This window comes from Pandoraea faecigallinarum (genome assembly GCF_001029105.3).
GTDB classification, from domain to species: domain Bacteria; phylum Pseudomonadota; class Gammaproteobacteria; order Burkholderiales; family Burkholderiaceae; genus Pandoraea; species Pandoraea faecigallinarum.
On sequence record NZ_CP011807.3, the window covers coordinates 2,950,593 to 2,967,603 of the forward strand.

12 protein-coding genes are annotated in these 17,011 nt (G+C 63.9%); 3 read left to right on the forward strand and 9 right to left on the reverse strand.

The annotated features are described in order from the left end of the window. Nucleotides 1-3: 3 nt before the first annotated feature. Both pgeF and AB870_RS12795 read right to left on the reverse strand, forming a co-directional pair. A complete protein-coding gene (gene pgeF / locus AB870_RS12790; RefSeq protein ID WP_047905011.1) occupies nucleotides 4-807 on the reverse strand; it encodes a peptidoglycan editing factor PgeF in 804 nt (267 codons plus the stop codon). Nucleotides 808-826: 19 nt separating this feature from the next. Continuing rightward, a complete protein-coding gene (locus tag AB870_RS12795; RefSeq protein WP_084663664.1) occupies nucleotides 827-1,966 on the reverse strand; it encodes an RluA family pseudouridine synthase in 1,140 nt (379 codons plus the stop codon). Nucleotides 1,967-1,987: 21 nt separating this feature from the next. On the opposite strand from AB870_RS12795, the gene AB870_RS12800 reads away from it, so the two are divergent. Together AB870_RS12800 and AB870_RS12805 are read left to right on the forward strand one after the other, a co-directional pair. Beyond that, a complete protein-coding gene (locus AB870_RS12800) occupies nucleotides 1,988-2,815 on the forward strand; it encodes an outer membrane protein assembly factor BamD (protein WP_047905013.1) in 828 nt (275 codons plus the stop codon). 116 nt (nucleotides 2,816-2,931) lie between these two features. Further along, nucleotides 2,932-3,660, forward strand: coding sequence for a glutamine amidotransferase (locus AB870_RS12805; RefSeq protein ID WP_237169935.1), 729 nt, complete (start codon nucleotides 2,932-2,934; stop codon nucleotides 3,658-3,660). A gap of 124 nt (nucleotides 3,661-3,784) precedes the next feature. Here the strand turns inward: AB870_RS12805 and AB870_RS12810 are convergent, their stop codons facing one another. The 3 genes from AB870_RS12810 to AB870_RS12820 form a co-directional block, all read right to left on the reverse strand. Further along, nucleotides 3,785-6,010 carry an ATP-dependent DNA helicase gene (locus AB870_RS12810; RefSeq protein ID WP_053059347.1) on the reverse strand — a complete coding sequence of 742 codons (2,226 nt, stop codon included), beginning with the start codon at nucleotides 6,008-6,010 and terminating at the stop codon, nucleotides 3,785-3,787. Nucleotides 6,011-6,167: 157 nt separating this feature from the next. After that, complete coding sequence (locus tag AB870_RS12815; RefSeq protein ID WP_044456085.1) at nucleotides 6,168-6,371, reverse strand: YdcH family protein; 204 nt, start codon at nucleotides 6,369-6,371, stop codon at nucleotides 6,168-6,170. 65 nt (nucleotides 6,372-6,436) lie between these two features. After that, nucleotides 6,437-7,348, reverse strand: coding sequence for a hypothetical protein (locus AB870_RS12820; protein ID WP_157112312.1), 912 nt, complete (start codon nucleotides 7,346-7,348; stop codon nucleotides 6,437-6,439). A gap of 129 nt (nucleotides 7,349-7,477) precedes the next feature. Between AB870_RS12820 and AB870_RS12825 the strand changes: the two genes are divergently transcribed. Beyond that, nucleotides 7,478-9,835: a Tex family protein gene (locus AB870_RS12825; protein ID WP_047905014.1), complete on the forward strand. Its 2,358-nt coding sequence runs from the start codon at nucleotides 7,478-7,480 to the stop codon at nucleotides 9,833-9,835. 160 nt (nucleotides 9,836-9,995) lie between these two features. On the opposite strand, the gene AB870_RS12830 is transcribed toward AB870_RS12825, so the two are convergent. From AB870_RS12830 to AB870_RS12845, 4 genes are all read right to left on the reverse strand, one after another. Next, complete coding sequence (locus AB870_RS12830) at nucleotides 9,996-11,888, reverse strand: potassium transporter Kup (protein WP_047905015.1); 1,893 nt, start codon at nucleotides 11,886-11,888, stop codon at nucleotides 9,996-9,998. A gap of 408 nt (nucleotides 11,889-12,296) precedes the next feature. Next, nucleotides 12,297-13,022 (reverse strand): DUF2968 domain-containing protein, encoded by a 726-nt coding sequence (locus AB870_RS12835; protein WP_084663665.1) that lies wholly within the window; start codon nucleotides 13,020-13,022, stop codon nucleotides 12,297-12,299. A 369-nt stretch (nucleotides 13,023-13,391) separates the two neighbouring features. Continuing rightward, nucleotides 13,392-14,795, reverse strand: coding sequence for a sigma 54-interacting transcriptional regulator (locus AB870_RS12840; protein WP_047905016.1), 1,404 nt, complete (start codon nucleotides 14,793-14,795; stop codon nucleotides 13,392-13,394). 116 nt (nucleotides 14,796-14,911) lie between these two features. Further along, the gene (locus tag AB870_RS12845; protein ID WP_071386876.1) at nucleotides 14,912-17,008 is read right to left on the reverse strand and encodes a pilus assembly protein TadG-related protein; all 2,097 of its coding nucleotides are present in this window, start codon (nucleotides 17,006-17,008) and stop codon (nucleotides 14,912-14,914) included. Nucleotides 17,009-17,011 lie beyond the last annotated feature (3 nt).

Consider the following 17,011-nt stretch of genomic DNA (forward strand, 5'->3'; position numbering starts at 1 on the left):
ATATCAGGCTTGACGCCACACCAGCGCCGCCATGCGCCCCGTCGTGCGGTCGCGCCGATAGGAATAAAACCGCGCCGGATCGCCGACCGTGCACCACTGACCGCCCGAGACGCTCGTCACCCCTTCGCGGGCCAGCCGCAAACGGGCCAGTGCGCAGAGGTCCGCCAAGGCTTTGCCGGCACTCGGATCGCCGTGAGGGACGAACGCAGCTTGCGTTGCCTCGCGCTCGTCGTTCGTCGCGGCGTCGAGAAACGCCTCGCGCACCTCAGGGCCGACTTCGAATGCCGTGGGCCCGATACACGGCCCGAGCCACGCGATCACCGTCGCATTCGCCTGCGCCTTCGGCAGGCGCGCGCGCAGGGCCTGCACGGTCTGCTCGATCACACCGGCGCACAGGCCGCGCCATCCGGCATGCGCGGCGGCGACGGCGTGCCCCTGCGCGTCACACAACAACACGGGCAGGCAGTCCGCCACCATGACGGTGCTCGCCAGTCCGGGCACGTTCGTCGCGCTGGCATCCGCCTGCAACGGTTCGCCGGCAGCCACGGCATCGAGCGCTTCCTGTGCATCCACGACCCGCGGGCCGTGAACTTGCGCGATCCACGCCGATGGCACGCCCGTTCGCGCCACAAGCAACGTTCGGTTGATACGTACGGCTTCGGGATCGTCGTCCGCTTTGTAGCCCAGATTGAACGTCGCTTGCGGCCCTTGGCTGACACCGCCCGAGCGTGTCGTAAAAACGGCGCGGACATTCGCCGGCGCCGGCCAGTCCGGGATGATCCAGTCGGCCGCCATGGCGTTTTGCATCGCGTATTGATCGTTTGACTCAGGCTGGGAAGAAGTCATCGAGCGAATTGGGGAGGGTTGCAAAGTCGAATTCGAGGCCAAGCGCCGTCATGAGTTCGCGCATGTCGTGCGGCAACGGTGCCTGCCAGTGCATCGCACTATCGTCCTCGGGATGAATCAGGCCGAGACGCCAGGCATGCAGTGCCTGACGGGCAAAGCCGCCCGGTAATGCCGGGCGCTTGTGACGCGGTTTGTACAGCGGATCGCCCAGCAGCGAATGGCCGAGATGTGACAGGTGCACGCGAATCTGGTGCGTGCGCCCCGTGTCCAGCGAGCAAAGCACCAGCGAAACCGGGGAATCGTCCCATTGCGCACTGGCAACGGTCACCAGGCGGGTACGCGCCGGCTTGCCGCCCTGTCCCTGCACGACCGCCATGCGCGTGCGTTCGCGGGGATCGCGGCCGATCGGAGCATCGACGACGGTACGCGAGGGCGGACGTCCCCACACGAGCGCTGCGTAGTGCCGCTTGACCGAGCGCGCCTGCAACTGCCGCACCAGATCGGTCTGCGCCACCAGCGTGCGCGCCACCACCATCAGTCCGGACGTCTCCTTGTCGAGCCGATGGACGATCCCCGCGCGCGGCAGGTCGGCAGCCGATTGTCCATACCGATGCAACAGACCGTTGAGCAGCGTGCCCGACCAATTGCCCGCCGCCGGGTGGACGACAAGACCCGCCGGCTTGTTGAACACGGCGAGCGTCGTGTCCTCGTAGACGACATCGAGCAGCACCGGCTCCGGTGCGAAGGCGAGTTGCTCCGGAAGTGCGGCCGGCGTGATGACGACCGCCTCGCCGCCGGCGACCTTCTGGCGCACCTTCGCGGTCTCGCCGTCGAGCGTCACGCGAGCGTCTTCCACCCACGCTTGCAGGCGGCTACGGGAATATTCGGGAAAACACGAAGCCAGCGCCTTGTCCAGACGCTCGCCGGCGAGCGCCTCGGGCAACGTGGCAGTCAGCGGGGTCTGGGCCGGAACCACGGAGGCCGTCACTGCGGGGGCGAGATCGGAAGCGCTTGGGAAAGCCCCGGCAAGCGAGTCGAGGTCGTCGTCTGACGAATCCTCCGCATTTTCCGTGGCAAATGAGGCGGGTACGCTATAATCCGGCACTATTGAACGGGTCATCGAGAAGTGAAGCCAACGAGCATGCAAGCCCTGAAACTTGTCAAACATCTGACGCTGGCCGCCATCGTGGCCGGCAGCATGGCCGCCTGTGGCATTCTGCCGGAGAAGGTCGACGAAACGGCCAGCTGGTCGACGAACAAATTATACTCGGAAGCCAAGGACAGCTTCGACAGCGGCGACTACACGAAGGCCGCCAAATACTACGAGTTGCTCGAAGGTCGCGATCCGTTCGGCCCCCATGCCCAACAAGCGCAGATCAACACGGCTTACTCCTACTACAAGGACAACGAGCCGGCGCAGGCGCTCACCGCCGTCGACCGTTTCATTCGCCTGCATCCGGACAGCCCGTCGATCGATTACGCCTATTACCTCAAGGGCCTGATCAACTTCAACGACGACCTCGGTCTGTTCGGCCGCTTCTCGGGTCAGGATCTGAGTGAGCGCGATCCGAAGGCGCTGCGTGCCGCTTACGACAGCTTCAAGTATCTGGTGGAGCACTATCCGAACAGCAAGTACGCGAACGACGCCGCCCTGCGCATGCGCTACGCCGTCAACGCCATGGCGGCCCACGAGGTGCACGCTGCGGAGTATTACTATCGTCGCGGCGCGTACCTTGCCGCCGTGAACCGCGCGCAGAGCGCCTTGCAGGACTACGATCAGGCACCGGCACTGGAAGACGCGCTCGGCATCATGATCAAGTCGTACGACAAACTCGGCATGACCGAACTTCGTGACGACGCACGCCGCGTGATGGAGAAGACGTATCCGAACAGCGGTTATCTGACGGTCGGCCGTCGCATCGACACCAACCCGGGCGACAAGAAGTCCTGGTGGCAGATCTGGCGTTAAGCCATGCCGGTGGTCGATTCGATTGTCGATCGCATCGCTCGAAAAGCCCTCGCGCCTGCGAGGGCTTTTCGTTTCGGTCATGACAGGATGACCATCGCTCACAAGGAGTGCGTTACGTGAGTCCCTCCCTGGCTTCCGTCGCTTCCGGCAAGACGTTGCTCGCCTTGCGCCACGTTCATTTCGAAGACCTTGGCACCCTCGCGCCGTACTTCGGTCAGCGCGGCTACGCCATCGACTATATCGATGCGCCGCTCACGGACCTTCGCGCCATCGATGCCCTCGCCCCCGACTTGTTGGTGGTTCTCGGCGGTCCCATCGGCGCGTTCGACGATGCGATACATCCGTTCGTCACCGACGAGCTTGCACTGGTCAAGGCGCGTCTCGACGCGGGTAAACCGACCCTTGGTATTTGCCTCGGAGCGCAGTTGATGGCGCGCGCGTTGGGCGCAAAGGTGTATCCGCTCGGCGTGAAAGAGATCGGCTACGCACCGCTCACGCTGACCGGCGCGGGACGGGCATCGCCGCTGGCCGCGCTGGCCGACGCTCCGGTGCTTCACTGGCACGGCGATCAATTCGACATTCCGCCGGGCGCCGCGCATCTGGCACGCACAGCCGTCGGCGAAAACCAGGCATTCGCGCTCGGCACGCATGCCCTTGGTCTGCAATTTCATCTGGAAGCGGATGCCGCACGCATCGAATCCTGGCTCGTGGGCCACGCTTGCGAGCTGGGCGCCGCGAAGATCGACCCGGTCGCATTACGCAACGACGCGCGCCGCCACCACGCTCGCCTGTCGGAAGTCGCGCCCGCCGTCATCGGCCACTGGCTTGACGCGATGCCCGCCTGAACGACATCCGCCATCATGAAAACGGCCAGACATTCGCGGTCTGGCCTTCTCACATCGGGCATGTCAAAACAATACGAGAGCAATACGATAGCAAGCCGCCACGCATCGACAGCGGCCGGAGCCGTCAGCCGCCTGCTTCAGCGGCGATCTCGTCGAAGAAGCCGCGCACGATGGGCAATTCCCGGGTGCGCTTGAACGGCGGAAGACTTTGCCAGATGCGCCGGCCATAGGGCTTGTCGACCAGCCGCGGATCGCAAATCATCAGCACGCCCCGGTCGGCCTCGGAACGTATCAGACGCCCTGCCCCCTGCTTGAGCGTAATCACCGCCTGCGGCAACTGATGCACGGCGAAAGGACTGAGTCCCTTCTTTGTCAACACGTCGAGGCGCGCGGCGAGCACCGGATCGTCGGGCGGCGCAAAGGGAAGCTTGTCGATGATGACGAGCGAGAGCGCCTCACCACGCACGTCCACCCCTTCCCAGAAACTCTGACTGCCAACGAGCACCGCGTTGCCCAGCGCACGGAAACGGTCGAGCAGTTCGGTCCGGCTCGCCTCGCCCTGCACAAGCAGCGGATAAGGCCAGCCGCGACGCTCGAATTCTTCACGCAGACGCTCCGCCGCACGGTTCACCGCGCGCAACGTCGTACACAGCACGAACGCGCGCCCGCCACTCACTTCGAGCACCGGCAACGCTGCGTCGAGCATGGCGTCCGTGAAGTTGGGAGCCGACGGTTGCGGCAGTCCGCGCGGCACGTATAGCAAGCTCTGATTCGGGTAGTCGAACGGACTGGCCAACGTGAGGGACTTCTGGGCGTCGAGGCCCAACTGTGCCGCGTAGTGCGTGAAGTTGCCCTTCACGGACAACGTCGCCGAAGTGAAGATCCACGCCCGCGGTGCGCCTGCGCGCTGCTTCGCGAAGATCGGCGCAATCGAGAGCGGGGTCTGATGCAACTGCACCGCCTGCGAAAACACCTCGATCCAACGAACGGTCTCAGGCGGTGAAAAGGTTTTTTCCGATTTGCCGTCGCCGTTCGGATCGATTTCGGCCGTATTCGCCTCGGCGGCGAGCCGCGCCGCTTCGGCTTCGCGCGCCTTCGCCGCTTTCTCGCGCTTGCCATCGGTGACACGCGGCGCGTGGGGATCGAGCAACGGCAACGGCGGCTCGCCCGGCGTGGGCGGCGTCACGCCCATCTGCCAGCGCTCCAGTTGCTCGTGCAATTCGAGCGCGCGACGCAGACACGCCCCCAGCGCCTCGGCACGCTCGGCCTGATGCTGAAGGGTTTCGATCAGGTCTTGCAGCGAGAGATCGACGCTTTCCAGCGCGCCGAACAGTTCGTGGTCGTCCGGCAATTGCGCGACGGACATGCGCGTGTTGTCCTGCCCGAACGTCAGACGCACGTCGCGCGCCGCCCGTTCGAGGCTGGCACCGAGTTTGACCCAGTCGGCAGCGTCGCGTGCATGAATCAGGCCTTCGGCCACACAATCGCGCGCCAGTTCGAGAAGCTGCGTGGTCGACACCGTCTCGCCGAAGAACAGCGTCGCCGTTTCCGGCAACTGGTGTGCTTCATCGAAAATCACCGTGTTGGCGCTGGGCAGCAACTCCGCCATGCCGGTGTCGCGCAGCATCACGTCCGCAAAGAACAAGTGGTGATTGACGACCACCAGGTCTGCCTGCTGCGCTTCCTTGCGCGCGAGCATGACAAAGCAATCCTTGTATCTCGGACATTCCTGCCCCAGACAGTTGTCGCGAGTGGACGTGACCTGCGCCCAGATCGGGGCGTTCTCGGGCACCGACGCCAGTTCCGCCTTGTCGCCGCTGTGCGTGATCTGCGAGAACGTGGTGATCTCGCGCAGTTGCGCGGCTTCATGACGCGAAGCGAAGCGCCCTTCCTGCTGGGCGCGCTCCAGATAGTAATGACAGAGATAGTTCGAGCGGCCTTTGAGCATCGCCACCGTCACGGGCACGGCAAGCGCCTTGCGCACTGTGGGAATGTCGCGCGCGAAGATCTGGTCCTGCAAATGCTTGGTGCCGGTCGAAATGATCGTCTTGCCGCCCCACAACATGGCGGGCACGAGATACGCGTAGGTCTTGCCCGTCCCCGTGCCGGCCTCGGCGATCAGGCAATCGTGCGTCTCCATGGCCGCAGCCACGGCGCGAGCCATTTCGGTTTGCGGCTCGCGCGAGCGGTAGCCGTCGATCGCACGAGCGAGCATGCCGCCGTCACCGAAGATTTCCTGCAACTCGCGCTCGCGTTTGGGCGTGAGCGGCTTGAGTCCATGAAACGTTGGGGTGTCGGCGCTGAGGGAGATGTCGGCGGGATCGCTGGGTGCGGCGGCGGAATCGGTCAAAACGGCTCGAAAAGTGTGAAGGCAGTGCACTCGAAGGCGCCGCGAATCGCTGGGTGCGGCCTCTTAGCGCCTCAAGGAAAAATAACTGCGCGTGAAAAACAACCGCGAGGCCCGCACGAATGCGCCGGGCGTCGCGCGAATCTCCGGCGCGTCGCGCTCAGGCGGGCTGGTCCGGGGTCTGCTGCACTTGCAGCAGGGTGATCGTGTCCTTGATCTTCAGACGACGCTTCTTGAGCCGGGTAACCTGAAGTTCGTCGTATGCCGGCTCCGTCAGGAGCTTGTCGATCAGGTAATCCAGATCGCGGTGTTCGATCTGCAACTCGATGATGCGACGTCCAACGGAGTGAAGATCGTGCTGCATCGTGGCAACTCTCCTACGACTCTGAAATGATTCCGGTTCCGGCGTCAACGATCGGCCAGCGTCGCTTACTGTCCTTGCAGCGCCTTCTGTGCCGGCGATCCACCCGATTGCGACTCGTTGCGGCGTGCGTCCGACTTCCGCTGACGCTCGATGGCTTCCTGCTGCTTCTGGTTGTACTTGCGCACGTTCTCTTCGCGCTCGGCCGCCTTCTGTGCTGCGGTGGCCTTCGCTTCGTCGAGTTTCTGCTGCTGCGCGGCCTGCTTCGCATTGTACGACTCGGCGTTGGCCGCGCGCTGCGGCGCCTGGCCGGTGCGCTCCGTCACACGCTGCTGATACTCCGCCTGCTTGGCTTCGTAGTCGGCCACGTTTTGCGCGCGCTCGGCTGCACGTTGCGGCGCCTCGGCAGCGGTTTGCGCACGCTTTTCGGCAAGCCGGTCGTCACGCTCCTTCGCACGCGCCTTGCGCTCCTGATCTTCCAGCACGAGCCGCTGACTGCGAATCGCCTTGAGCGCGTCGCGCTGTTCGTCGCGCGCCTTGTCTATGCAGTGGTTCACGAAGAACTTGGAGGCGCACTCGTATTTTGCCTCTTCGAAACGGTAATCGACCCAGGCCCGCTGACGGTCGAGCACCGCGCGGCGGCCGGCGAAGTCGTCTTGCGCCGGTTGCATGTCGAGCTTGTCGTCGTAGGCAACGGGCCTGTCGTCCTCCGCCGCCGCTGCCGCACTGGCCTGACTGGCGGGCGACGGGACGCGGTCCGCGGTCGCGTCGAACGGAACGACGGGCACGCGCAGCTGATCCGTCGTGCGTCCGGCCGCTTCGACAGCGGAGAGTCCCTGCGCATACGTCGCGGCCGGAACGGCGGCGGCCGCCACGATGCCGATCGCCCCAATCGCACTGATCGCACCGATGGCGGAGACCGACGCGCATGCACGGGAACCCCCATCCGCACGCGAAAGCAGACGCAGATTCAGTCGCAAAAACAATTTTTCGAAGGAAATCATGAGGTTGAGCAGAGTAAGGTCAAATTTTAGCATTGCCTGCCCGGACGCGCCCGCGGTTTATGGCAAAATGCCCCGCTCCTGGCACTTGGGTAACTCGCAACACTCATGACGCAAAACGTAGCCCTTCAGATCGTTCAACGCATCGCCGACGAACTCAACGTGCAGCCGCGTCAGGTCGCCGCCGCCGTGCAACTGCTGGACGAAGGCGCCACCGTGCCCTTCATCGCTCGCTATCGCAAGGAAGTGACCGATAACCTCGACGACACGCAACTGCGCACGCTCGAAGAGCGTTTGCTGTATCTGCGGGAACTCGAAGATCGCCGTGCGGCGATCCTCACGAGTATCGAGGAACAAGGCAAGCTGACCGACGAACTGCGCACCGCCATCGTGGCGGCCGAGACAAAGCAGACGCTAGAAGATCTTTACCTTCCATACAAGCCAAAGCGCCGCACGCGCGCGCAAATCGCCCGTGAAGCCGGTCTCGAGCCGCTCGCGCAGGCATTGCTCGCCGATCCGACGCTCGACCCGCAAGCCGAGGCCGCCCGGTTCGTCGATGCCGAGAAAGGCGTGTCGGACGTCAAGGCCGCGCTCGACGGCGCGCGCGACATCCTGTCCGAACAATTCGGCGAAACGGCCGAGCTGCTCGGCAAGCTGCGCGACTATCTGTGGACGCAGGGCGTGGTGTCGTCAAAGGTCGTCGAAGGCAAGGAAAGCGAAGAAGGCGAGAAATTCCGCGATTACTACGACTACGCCGAGCCGATCGCTGCCGTGCCGTCGCACCGCGCGCTCGCCCTTTTCCGCGGCCGTAACCTCGGCATTCTGATGGTCAAGCTGGGCCTCGGCGAAGAGTTGGACGCTCAGGTCCCGCACCCGTGCGAAGGCGTGATCGCCGGACATTTCGGCATTCGCCAGCAAGACCGGGCTGCCGACAAATGGCTGGCGGACGTGTGCCGCTGGTGCTGGCGCGTGAAGGTGCAGCCGCACCTCGAATCGGAACTGCTCACACAGCTTCGCGAAAGCGCGGAAAGCGAAGCCATTCGCGTGTTCGCACGCAACCTCAAGGCGTTGCTGCTCGCCGCACCGGCCGGCCCGAAGGGCGTGATCGGTCTGGACCCTGGCCTGCGCACCGGGGTGAAGGTCGCCGTGGTCGATGCGACCGGCAAACTGCTCGGCACCGATACCATCTACCCGCACGAACCGCGGCGCGATTGGGACGGCTCGCTTGCCCGCCTGTCGAAGATCGCCGCCGCAACGGGCGCGCAACTCGTCAGTATCGGTAACGGCACGGCGTCGCGCGAGACGGATAAACTGGCACTGGAGCTGATCAAGCGCCACCCGGAACTCAAGCTACAGAAAATCGTGGTGTCGGAAGCTGGTGCTTCGGTGTACTCGGCCTCCGAGTTCGCCGCCAAGGAATTCCCGGAACTGGACGTCTCGCTGCGTGGCGCCGTCTCGATTGCTCGCCGCCTGCAAGATCCGCTGGCCGAACTGGTCAAAATCGAGCCGAAGGCCATCGGCGTGGGCCAGTATCAGCACGACGTGAACCAGCGCGAACTGGCGCGTATGCTCGACGCCGTCGTCGAGGATTGCGTGAACGCCGTGGGCGTGGACGTCAACACCGCATCGGCCCCGCTGCTCGCCCGCGTGTCGGGCCTGAACAGCACGCTCGCGAAGAACATCGTCGACTTCCGCGACAGCAACGGTCCGTTTCCCAACCGCGAAGCGCTCAAGAAGGTGCCGCGACTCGGCGACAAGACGTTCGAGCAGGCGGCAGGTTTCCTGCGCGTGAACGGCGGCGACAATCCGCTCGACCGCTCGTCTGTTCACCCGGAAGCGTACCCGGTCGTCGAACGCATTCTCGCGAAGATCAGGAAGTCGATCGGTGAGGTGATGGGCAACGGCCCGGTCGTGCGCAGCGTTTCGCCGGCGGAATTCGTTGACGAGCGTTTTGGTCTGCCGACGGTCAAGGACATTCTGACCGAACTCGAAAAGCCGGGCCGCGACCCGCGCCCCGAGTTCAAGACCGCGACGTTCCAGGAAGGTGTCGAGAAACTGACCGACCTGAAGCCGGGCATGCAACTCGAAGGCGTGGTCACGAACGTTGCCGCCTTCGGCGCATTCATCGATATCGGTGTGCATCAGGACGGTCTCGTCCACGTCTCCGCCATGTCGACGAAGTTCATCAAGGACCCGCATGAAGTCGTGAAGGCCGGTGACATCGTCAAGGTCAAGGTGCTCGAAGTCGATCCGCGCCGTCAGCGTATCTCGCTCACCATGCGTCTGAACGACGAGCTGCCGGTGGCTGGCGCGGGCGACCGCCCAGGCAGCAGCAGCGGCGGTGGCAACGGCGCGCGTGGCGGCTCCGGTGGCGGCGGTCATCGTGGCGGCAACGGCGGCGCACGCCAGCGAGAACCGGAGCCGGTCAACGCCATGGCAGCAGCATTCGCCAAGCTCAAGCGCTGATCGAGAAAGGCGGGCGATGCGGCGCACCGCATCGCTACCTTTGCCGGCGTCGCTTCCCCCCATGGCGTTCGCCAACAAAAAGCCCGCTCATCCGAGCGGGCTTTTTGTTGGCGCGCCGCGTGGCGACGCGCATGCGCCAGAATGTCCGGCGAACCGGACATCAAATCTCGATCTTCGTACCCAGCTCGACCACGCGGTTCGCCGGAATGCTGAAGAAGTCGGTAGGCTTGGCGGCGTTCTGGTGCATCCATGCGAACAGCCGTTCGCGCCAGATCGACATCCCCGGCAGTTTGGTCGGCACAACCGTTTCGCGCGCGAGGAAAAACGACGTATCCATCAACTCGAAGTGCATGTCCGTCTTCTCTTCGAGCAGATGCAGCACTTCTTTCACGTCCGGCGTCTCGTTGAAGCCGAAGGTCGCCACCACGCTATACAACCCGCCCGTGTGATCCTTGACCTCGATGCGACTGCCGTCTTCGGCATACGGCACATCCAGCGTGCGGAACGTCAGGAAAATCGTGCGCTCATGCAGGATGCGGTTGTGCTTGAGGTTATGCAACAGGCTTACCGGCACGAGCGTGTTGCCGCCGGTCAGATAGATCGCCGTTCCTGCCACACGATGCGGCGGATGCGCGAGCAATCCCTGAAGGAACGGTCCGAGCGGAATCCCGTCCGCCGCCGTACGCTCGCGCAGCAGCTGACGGCCCTTGTGCCAGGTCATCAGCATGAAGAACAGGAAAGCCCCCAGCGCCAACGGCAGCCAGCCGCCCTCTTCCACCTTGATGAGGTTTGCGCCGAAGAACGCGAAGTCCACCACGAGAAAGCCGGCGATGATGAGCGCGACGAGAAACTTGTTCCAGTTCCAGACCTTGACCATGACCACGCACGCCAGAATCGTCGTGATGACCATCGTCGTCGTCACGGCAATGCCGTATGCCGCCGCCAGATTGCTCGACGACTTGAACGCCAGCACGATCCAGATGATGACGAACAGCAATGACCAGTTGATCACCGGCATGTAGATCTGCCCGATTTCGCGATCCGACGTGTGCAGAATCTTCATGCGCGGCACATAGCCGAGCTGGATCGCCTGGCTGGTGAGCGAGAACGCCCCCGAAATCACGGCCTGCGATGCGATCACGGTCGCCGCGGTCGCCACGATCACCAGCGGCAGCAGCGCCCAGTCCGGCGCCAGCAGGAAGAACGGATTCTCGATGGCCTTCGGATTCGACAACAGCAACGCGCCTTGACCGAAGTAGTTGAGCACCAGTGCCGGGAAGACGAGAAACGACCACGCGAAACGAATCGGACGGATGCCGAAATGCCCCATGTCGGCATACAGCGCCTCGGCACCAGTCAGTACCAGAAAGACGGAACCGAGCACGATATACGCTTGCAGCGCGTGCGTGTGGATGAAATGGATGCCGTAGTACGGATTGATCGCCTTGACGATCTCCGGCGCAAGCACCATGTTGTACACGCCCAGCACGCCGAGAATAACGAACCAGAGGACCATGACCGGCCCGAACAGGCGTCCGACCTTGGCGGTGCCCGACTTCTGCATCGAGAACAGAACAATCAGGATGACGATGGTGATCGGCAGCACGAATCTGGATAGCGACGGGGCGGCGATCTCCAACCCTTCCACGGCCGACATCACGGAGATGGCAGGTGTGATGACAGCGTCGCCATAGAACATGCAGGCGCCGAACATTCCCAGCATCATGAGTACGGAAGCCCACCGGCTGCCCGCGCGCACACTGCGCAGGCTGAGCGCCATGAGCGCCAGTACCCCGCCTTCGCCGCGGTTATCCGCACGCATCACGAACAAAACGTACTTGAGGGAGACGACGATCACCAGCGCCCAGAACAGCAGCGAGATGATGCCGAACACGGCTTGCTGATCGAATGGAATGCCGTGCTGCGGATCGAAACATTCCTTGAGCGCATAGAGCGGGCTGGTGCCGATATCGCCGAAGACCACGCCGATGGCCGCCACCATGAGCGCGGGCATGGCCTGAGGGCGCTGCCCGTGTCGTATGTTTTGCGTCATAAGGTTTGGGTAATCGCTTTATTGCGCTGCACAAAATGGGCGCTATTCTAACTGGGCGCCGGTTCCCTCGCCAGCCCGGGCAGTTCCCGAGCGCCGGGCCTGTGACATGACGGGCTTCGCTAGGATATGACGAGCCGCGCGCCGTGACCAGTCCCGTCCGGCAAGGGTTTTACCCATCTCGGCCGGCATGGGGACGGCGTATGCGTATCCGCATTTCGAGTTGCAAATGCGCGACATATGCCGGACATGCGCGGTTCGCGAGTCGACAGTTTCGTCAATTGCGTGTAGCGCGGACCAGATATCCAGCCCCCTGCTCCGTCCTTTGGCCACACGCCCACGAAAAAAGCCGCCCGAAGGCGGCTTTCTCACATCTTGAGACGAGACGGGCTCGCGCTGGGGCCAGCTGGCTTAGCGCCGGCGCGTCGTCTTCTTCGCCGAGCTTCTGACCGAGCGCACGAGGTCCGAATCGACTGCGTTCTGCTGGGCTTCCAGCGAACGAATCTGGCCCTGCACATCGCTCAGGCGGATGCGTGCGGCGCTACGTTCGGTTTCCAGTGCCGCCGCCTGTTCACGCACGGCCTGCTGGTTCTGGGCCAGCGCCTGCTCCTGCTGACGCTGGATACTCAGATCGTTCTGCACGGCGTTCAGGCGGCTTTCGCTTTCGGCCAGCTGGCGCTCGATCATCGCCTTCTGCGCTTCGAGTTTGATCCGGTTGATCTCGACGTCGGCAAGCACTTGCGTCTGGCGCACGAAATCGGCGTACAGCGCTTCGGCCTTCTTCTCGTTGTTCAGCTTGACCACGCGCCAGAACTGGCCTTCGTGGAACAGGGCGACGTAGTAGCCCAGCGTCTGCGGATAGAACAACAGGCTCGCCCCGTAGCGGCCGTTGTACGTCGTACGAAGTTCGGTGACTTCCTTGTTCTGGATGCGATCGCGCAGTTCCTGAATCGTGCCCGAGGCTGCGGCCGGCGCCGTGGCCGATTGTGCAGGCACTGCCGGAGCGGCGATTTGTGCGGACGTTGCGCCGGTCACATCACGGACCGCATCGGCCGCCATGGCCGGCGTTCCCCAGGCCGCCAGGCATGCCACCCCCACGCCCAACCACAACCGCCCCCGGCAATCACTGATTTTCATCTGATCTGTTTTCCTGTTATCGACCGGATCGTTTTACGACCCTTATTCGTCGCATTCACTCGCCACCCCGGACTCCGTCCCGAGGATCTGATACCTGCGTATTTGTGGAATGATAACCGCATGCCCGCAATAGCCGACAATTCTATCCATTGAGGCGCACTCTTCCAAGCGGGGAATGCGTTATTGTGGCCGTGCGATTTCATCTGTTGATACGGCGCAACTCGGGGGGGCGGCGAATTCCGGAAGACGGAAACTGTTTGTCAGAAAAATCCCGTCAACAAGCGTCATATTGAGGCATCGCCCACGTAATACGCGTCGTGATGAACGACCGGTGTCCGACGATGACATTCCATCCCCCTGCGCGTCATCTCACCCTTCGTACTCGCTGGCCAGTTCCGAGTCGTTACCGAGAATCTGGTACTTGCGCATTTTTTCCCAGAGCACCTTGCGACTGATGCCCAGCGCGTTGGCCGTGTCCTGACGCCGCCAGCCGTTCGCATCGAGGGCCGCGACGATGCGTGCGCGCTCGGTTGCGTCCCAGCGCGCGCGCTCGCGATCCGCCATCGCAGCGCCGCGTGCCCCCTCGTCCGAGCGGGCGACGGTGCCCATCGACAGCGCATCGAAGATCGGACGGATACGCCGCTCGTCCCACCCGCCCAACTGCCGGTAGATGATGCCCACGCGCTCGGCGATGTTGCGCATCTCGCGCACATTGCCCGGAAAGAGCCCGTTTTCGACGAGTTCGCGAAGCCAGGGCGGGACTTGCGCGCCGATCTCGCTGTCGCCCACGACCTTGCCCAGGTAGGCGGTGAAGACGGCCAGCTTGTCGACCGGCCCGCGTTCTTCAAGGCTCGGGATGTGAAGCTCGATCACGGCAAGGCGGTAGAACAGGTCGGCACGGAACAATTCGTCGCGCACCATCGATTTCAGGTTCTTGTTGGTGGCCGCCACGAGACGGAAGTCGAGCTTCACCGGCTGCGCCGAACCGAGACGCGTCACTGCGCTGTCCTCCAGCACCCGCAGCAGCTTGACCTGCTGATACAACGGCAGATCACCGATCTCGTCGAGAAAGAGCGTGCCGTCGTTGGCCTGCTCGAAGTATCCCTTGTGCGAGTACAACGCTCCCGTGAATGCCCCTTTGGCGTGCCCGAAGAAATGGGACTCGAACAGGCCGTCGGGAATCGCGCCGCAGTTCACGGCAACGAACGGCCCTTTCCCGTAGTGGCTTTGCTTGTCGTGGAGCAGCCGCGCGATGCGCTCCTTGCCCACGCCCGTCTCACCATGAATCAGCACGTTCGAATCGCAATCGGCGAACGCGTCCACTTCGGCCAGCAGCGCGAGCATGGCGCTCGATTGCGCCACGAGCGGGTCGCTCGGCACGGGTGCGCTGTCGGCTTCCGCAATCGCGCCCGAGAGCTTGAAGATGAGCGTGCGCAGTTCCGCGCCCGAGAAGTCGAGCGTGAGGATGTTGCTGTATTCGGGCGGGAACACGCGGCCGTCGGTCTCGCGCGGGGTCGTCGCCACCCAGATCACCGGCATGCCATGGCCGAGTTGCCATTCGTTTGCATTCGTCGAGGCGCCTTCGATCACCGACACGCTTACCACGGCGATGGACGGCCGCGCCTTCGTGCGCTCGCGCGACAGGTCGATGCCGTCGGCACGGATGACTTCCATGTCGAAGCTCGCGAGGCAATGAGATACGCGGTCGGCGATGTCCGACTTGCCTTCCCACACGTACACATCGAGATCTTCACGTACTGGCTTGCTTTTCATGCTTGTCCGCTCGTTGGCGAACGCCCCCGGCGTTCGTCATGGTGAAGTTCAGTGCGCCGGCCCGACGGCGTGGCCGCGCAACACGGATCGCCCTGCTTGCTGCCCCTTGTCCGGCGCTAATACACCAGTTGCACCAGGCCGTTCTGGCAGTTGATGCTGTCCACCGTCACCGTTGTCATGCCCAGCGTAATGCCAAGCGACGACAGCAGCGTGTTGAGCACGTTGCTCAGCGGCGTGAGCAGCGGATTGAGCAAGGTGTAGAGCACGCTGCCCAGGACCGGGGCGACTTGCGACGAACTGATCGAACCCGATACCACGTCGACACGGCATTGCTTGCCGCCCAGATTGCAGATCAGATCGGACACGCCACCGAGCAACCCGGTCACGATCCCGCCCAGCGTGTTGACCAGTCCACCGACCAGCCCGCCCACCCCGCCGACGACCTGCGGCAAATTCAGCGTCACCACGCCGCCGAGTGTGGTCCCCAGCGCGTTGGTCGTCTGCTTCAGCCCCGCGGCCGCCGTGCTCAGAAAACTGTTCACCGTGCTGATGGACACCCCGGCCAGCGCAGATGGCACATTGCTCACCAGTCCGTCGGCCACCGTCTGGGATGTCGAAGTCCCGCCCGCCCCTACGTCCAGCGAGAGACCGGCGATCAACGCGGTGACAATCTGACTCAGATCCACGCTCGACCCAATGGGTCCGACTTTCTGAGGGAACGGTCCCGCGAATGGGATCGGCGCCGGCGAGTTCGTCACGAGCGAGAGGTTGACGTTCGCACCGACGTTGATCAGACCGAGCAATGTCGCGATGTTCGTGCGCTGCGTCATGAGCGTGGTACAGCTCGCCGGATTGGTCTGCACATTCACACCGGCGGCCGTCCCCCCCACGCAGACGTTCACCAGCCCGGAGTCGACCTGCAACGTCGTCGAGGGTGTCGCCCCGCACTGCAGGGCCGTGACGGTAGCCGTCGACTGCGCGACTTCGAGCACCAACGGCAGGGCAAGCGTGGTGCCCGCTGCGTTGAGCAAGCCGCCGAGCGGCCCCGATGCCGCCGAGTTGACGGTGAGGAACAGCCGCACCTGCGCGTTCGTCGCCTTCGCACCGACCCCGCCGACGCCGATCTGCGGCGGTGAAATCACGCGCGCGACGACCGACACCGTCCCGCCAAGAATCGACAACGACGGCACCGCCACGGCGTTGGTGCCGTTCGCGCCGACAATGGCCGCCGTGATCAGATCGGAGATTCCGACGTTCGCACTCAGCGCGTTTGCAGCGCTCACACCGGCCACGTCGATATTGGCGAGGATGCCCGGGGTCGTGGCCGTACCCAGCAGATTCACGGGCAGGTTCAGCACGGGACTGTTGGCGAACACATTGACGAGGTTGTTCATCGCCGTGACGGACGCCGAGAGCGCACCGTTTTGCGTGGCGAGCGCCGTGTTGGTCGCACTCAGCAACGTGCCCACGGTGAGGTTCTTCACAGCCGCCACACCGGAGAGCGACGCCACGCTGACGTCCCCCGTCACGGGCACGCCGAGGGCCTGCAACAGCCCCTTGGGCGTGATGTTGACCCCGACCAGTTGCTGCGCCGCGCCGACATAGAGCGACGGCGTGATGCCGATCGACGTGAGCAACGGTGCGAGCACCGAATTGCTCGTATTGAGCGCCAGCAGACCGGAATCGACCGTGAAGGTGACGACCGCGGGCGCTTTGCGCGCCACGGCGCTCGCCGCGATCGTGCGTGTGCCGGCAAGGTCGAAGAAAGACGGCACGGCCAGCGTCAGCGCCACCGACACGGCGTTGCCGCTCGCCGCGTTTGCGGGCGTCGACGCGACAAAGGTCCCGGGCGTGGTTGCCGACGCGGCGGGCGACGTCCAGATACCGCACGAGGTCGAGATCGTCAGACCACTCACGTTGCTGCCGAGGTTCGAGGCGACGTTCGCTCGCGCTACGGTGTCGAACGACGTCGCATTGGCGCAACCCGGCAGCGTCTGCGCACCGGCCAGCGCCGCCATGTCGGCCGCGCGTTGCAGGTCGCGACGCTTCATGAATGCATAACCGGCATCGATGGCGAACGCCAGAATCAGTACGACCACCACAAAGATGAACGCGAGGATCGGCACCGAACCGCGCTGACGTCCATTGACCCGGCCCGGCCGCCTCTCGCGAATCGCCCCTCCCGTTGGCCGCTCACGCGCACGCGCAGTCATGGC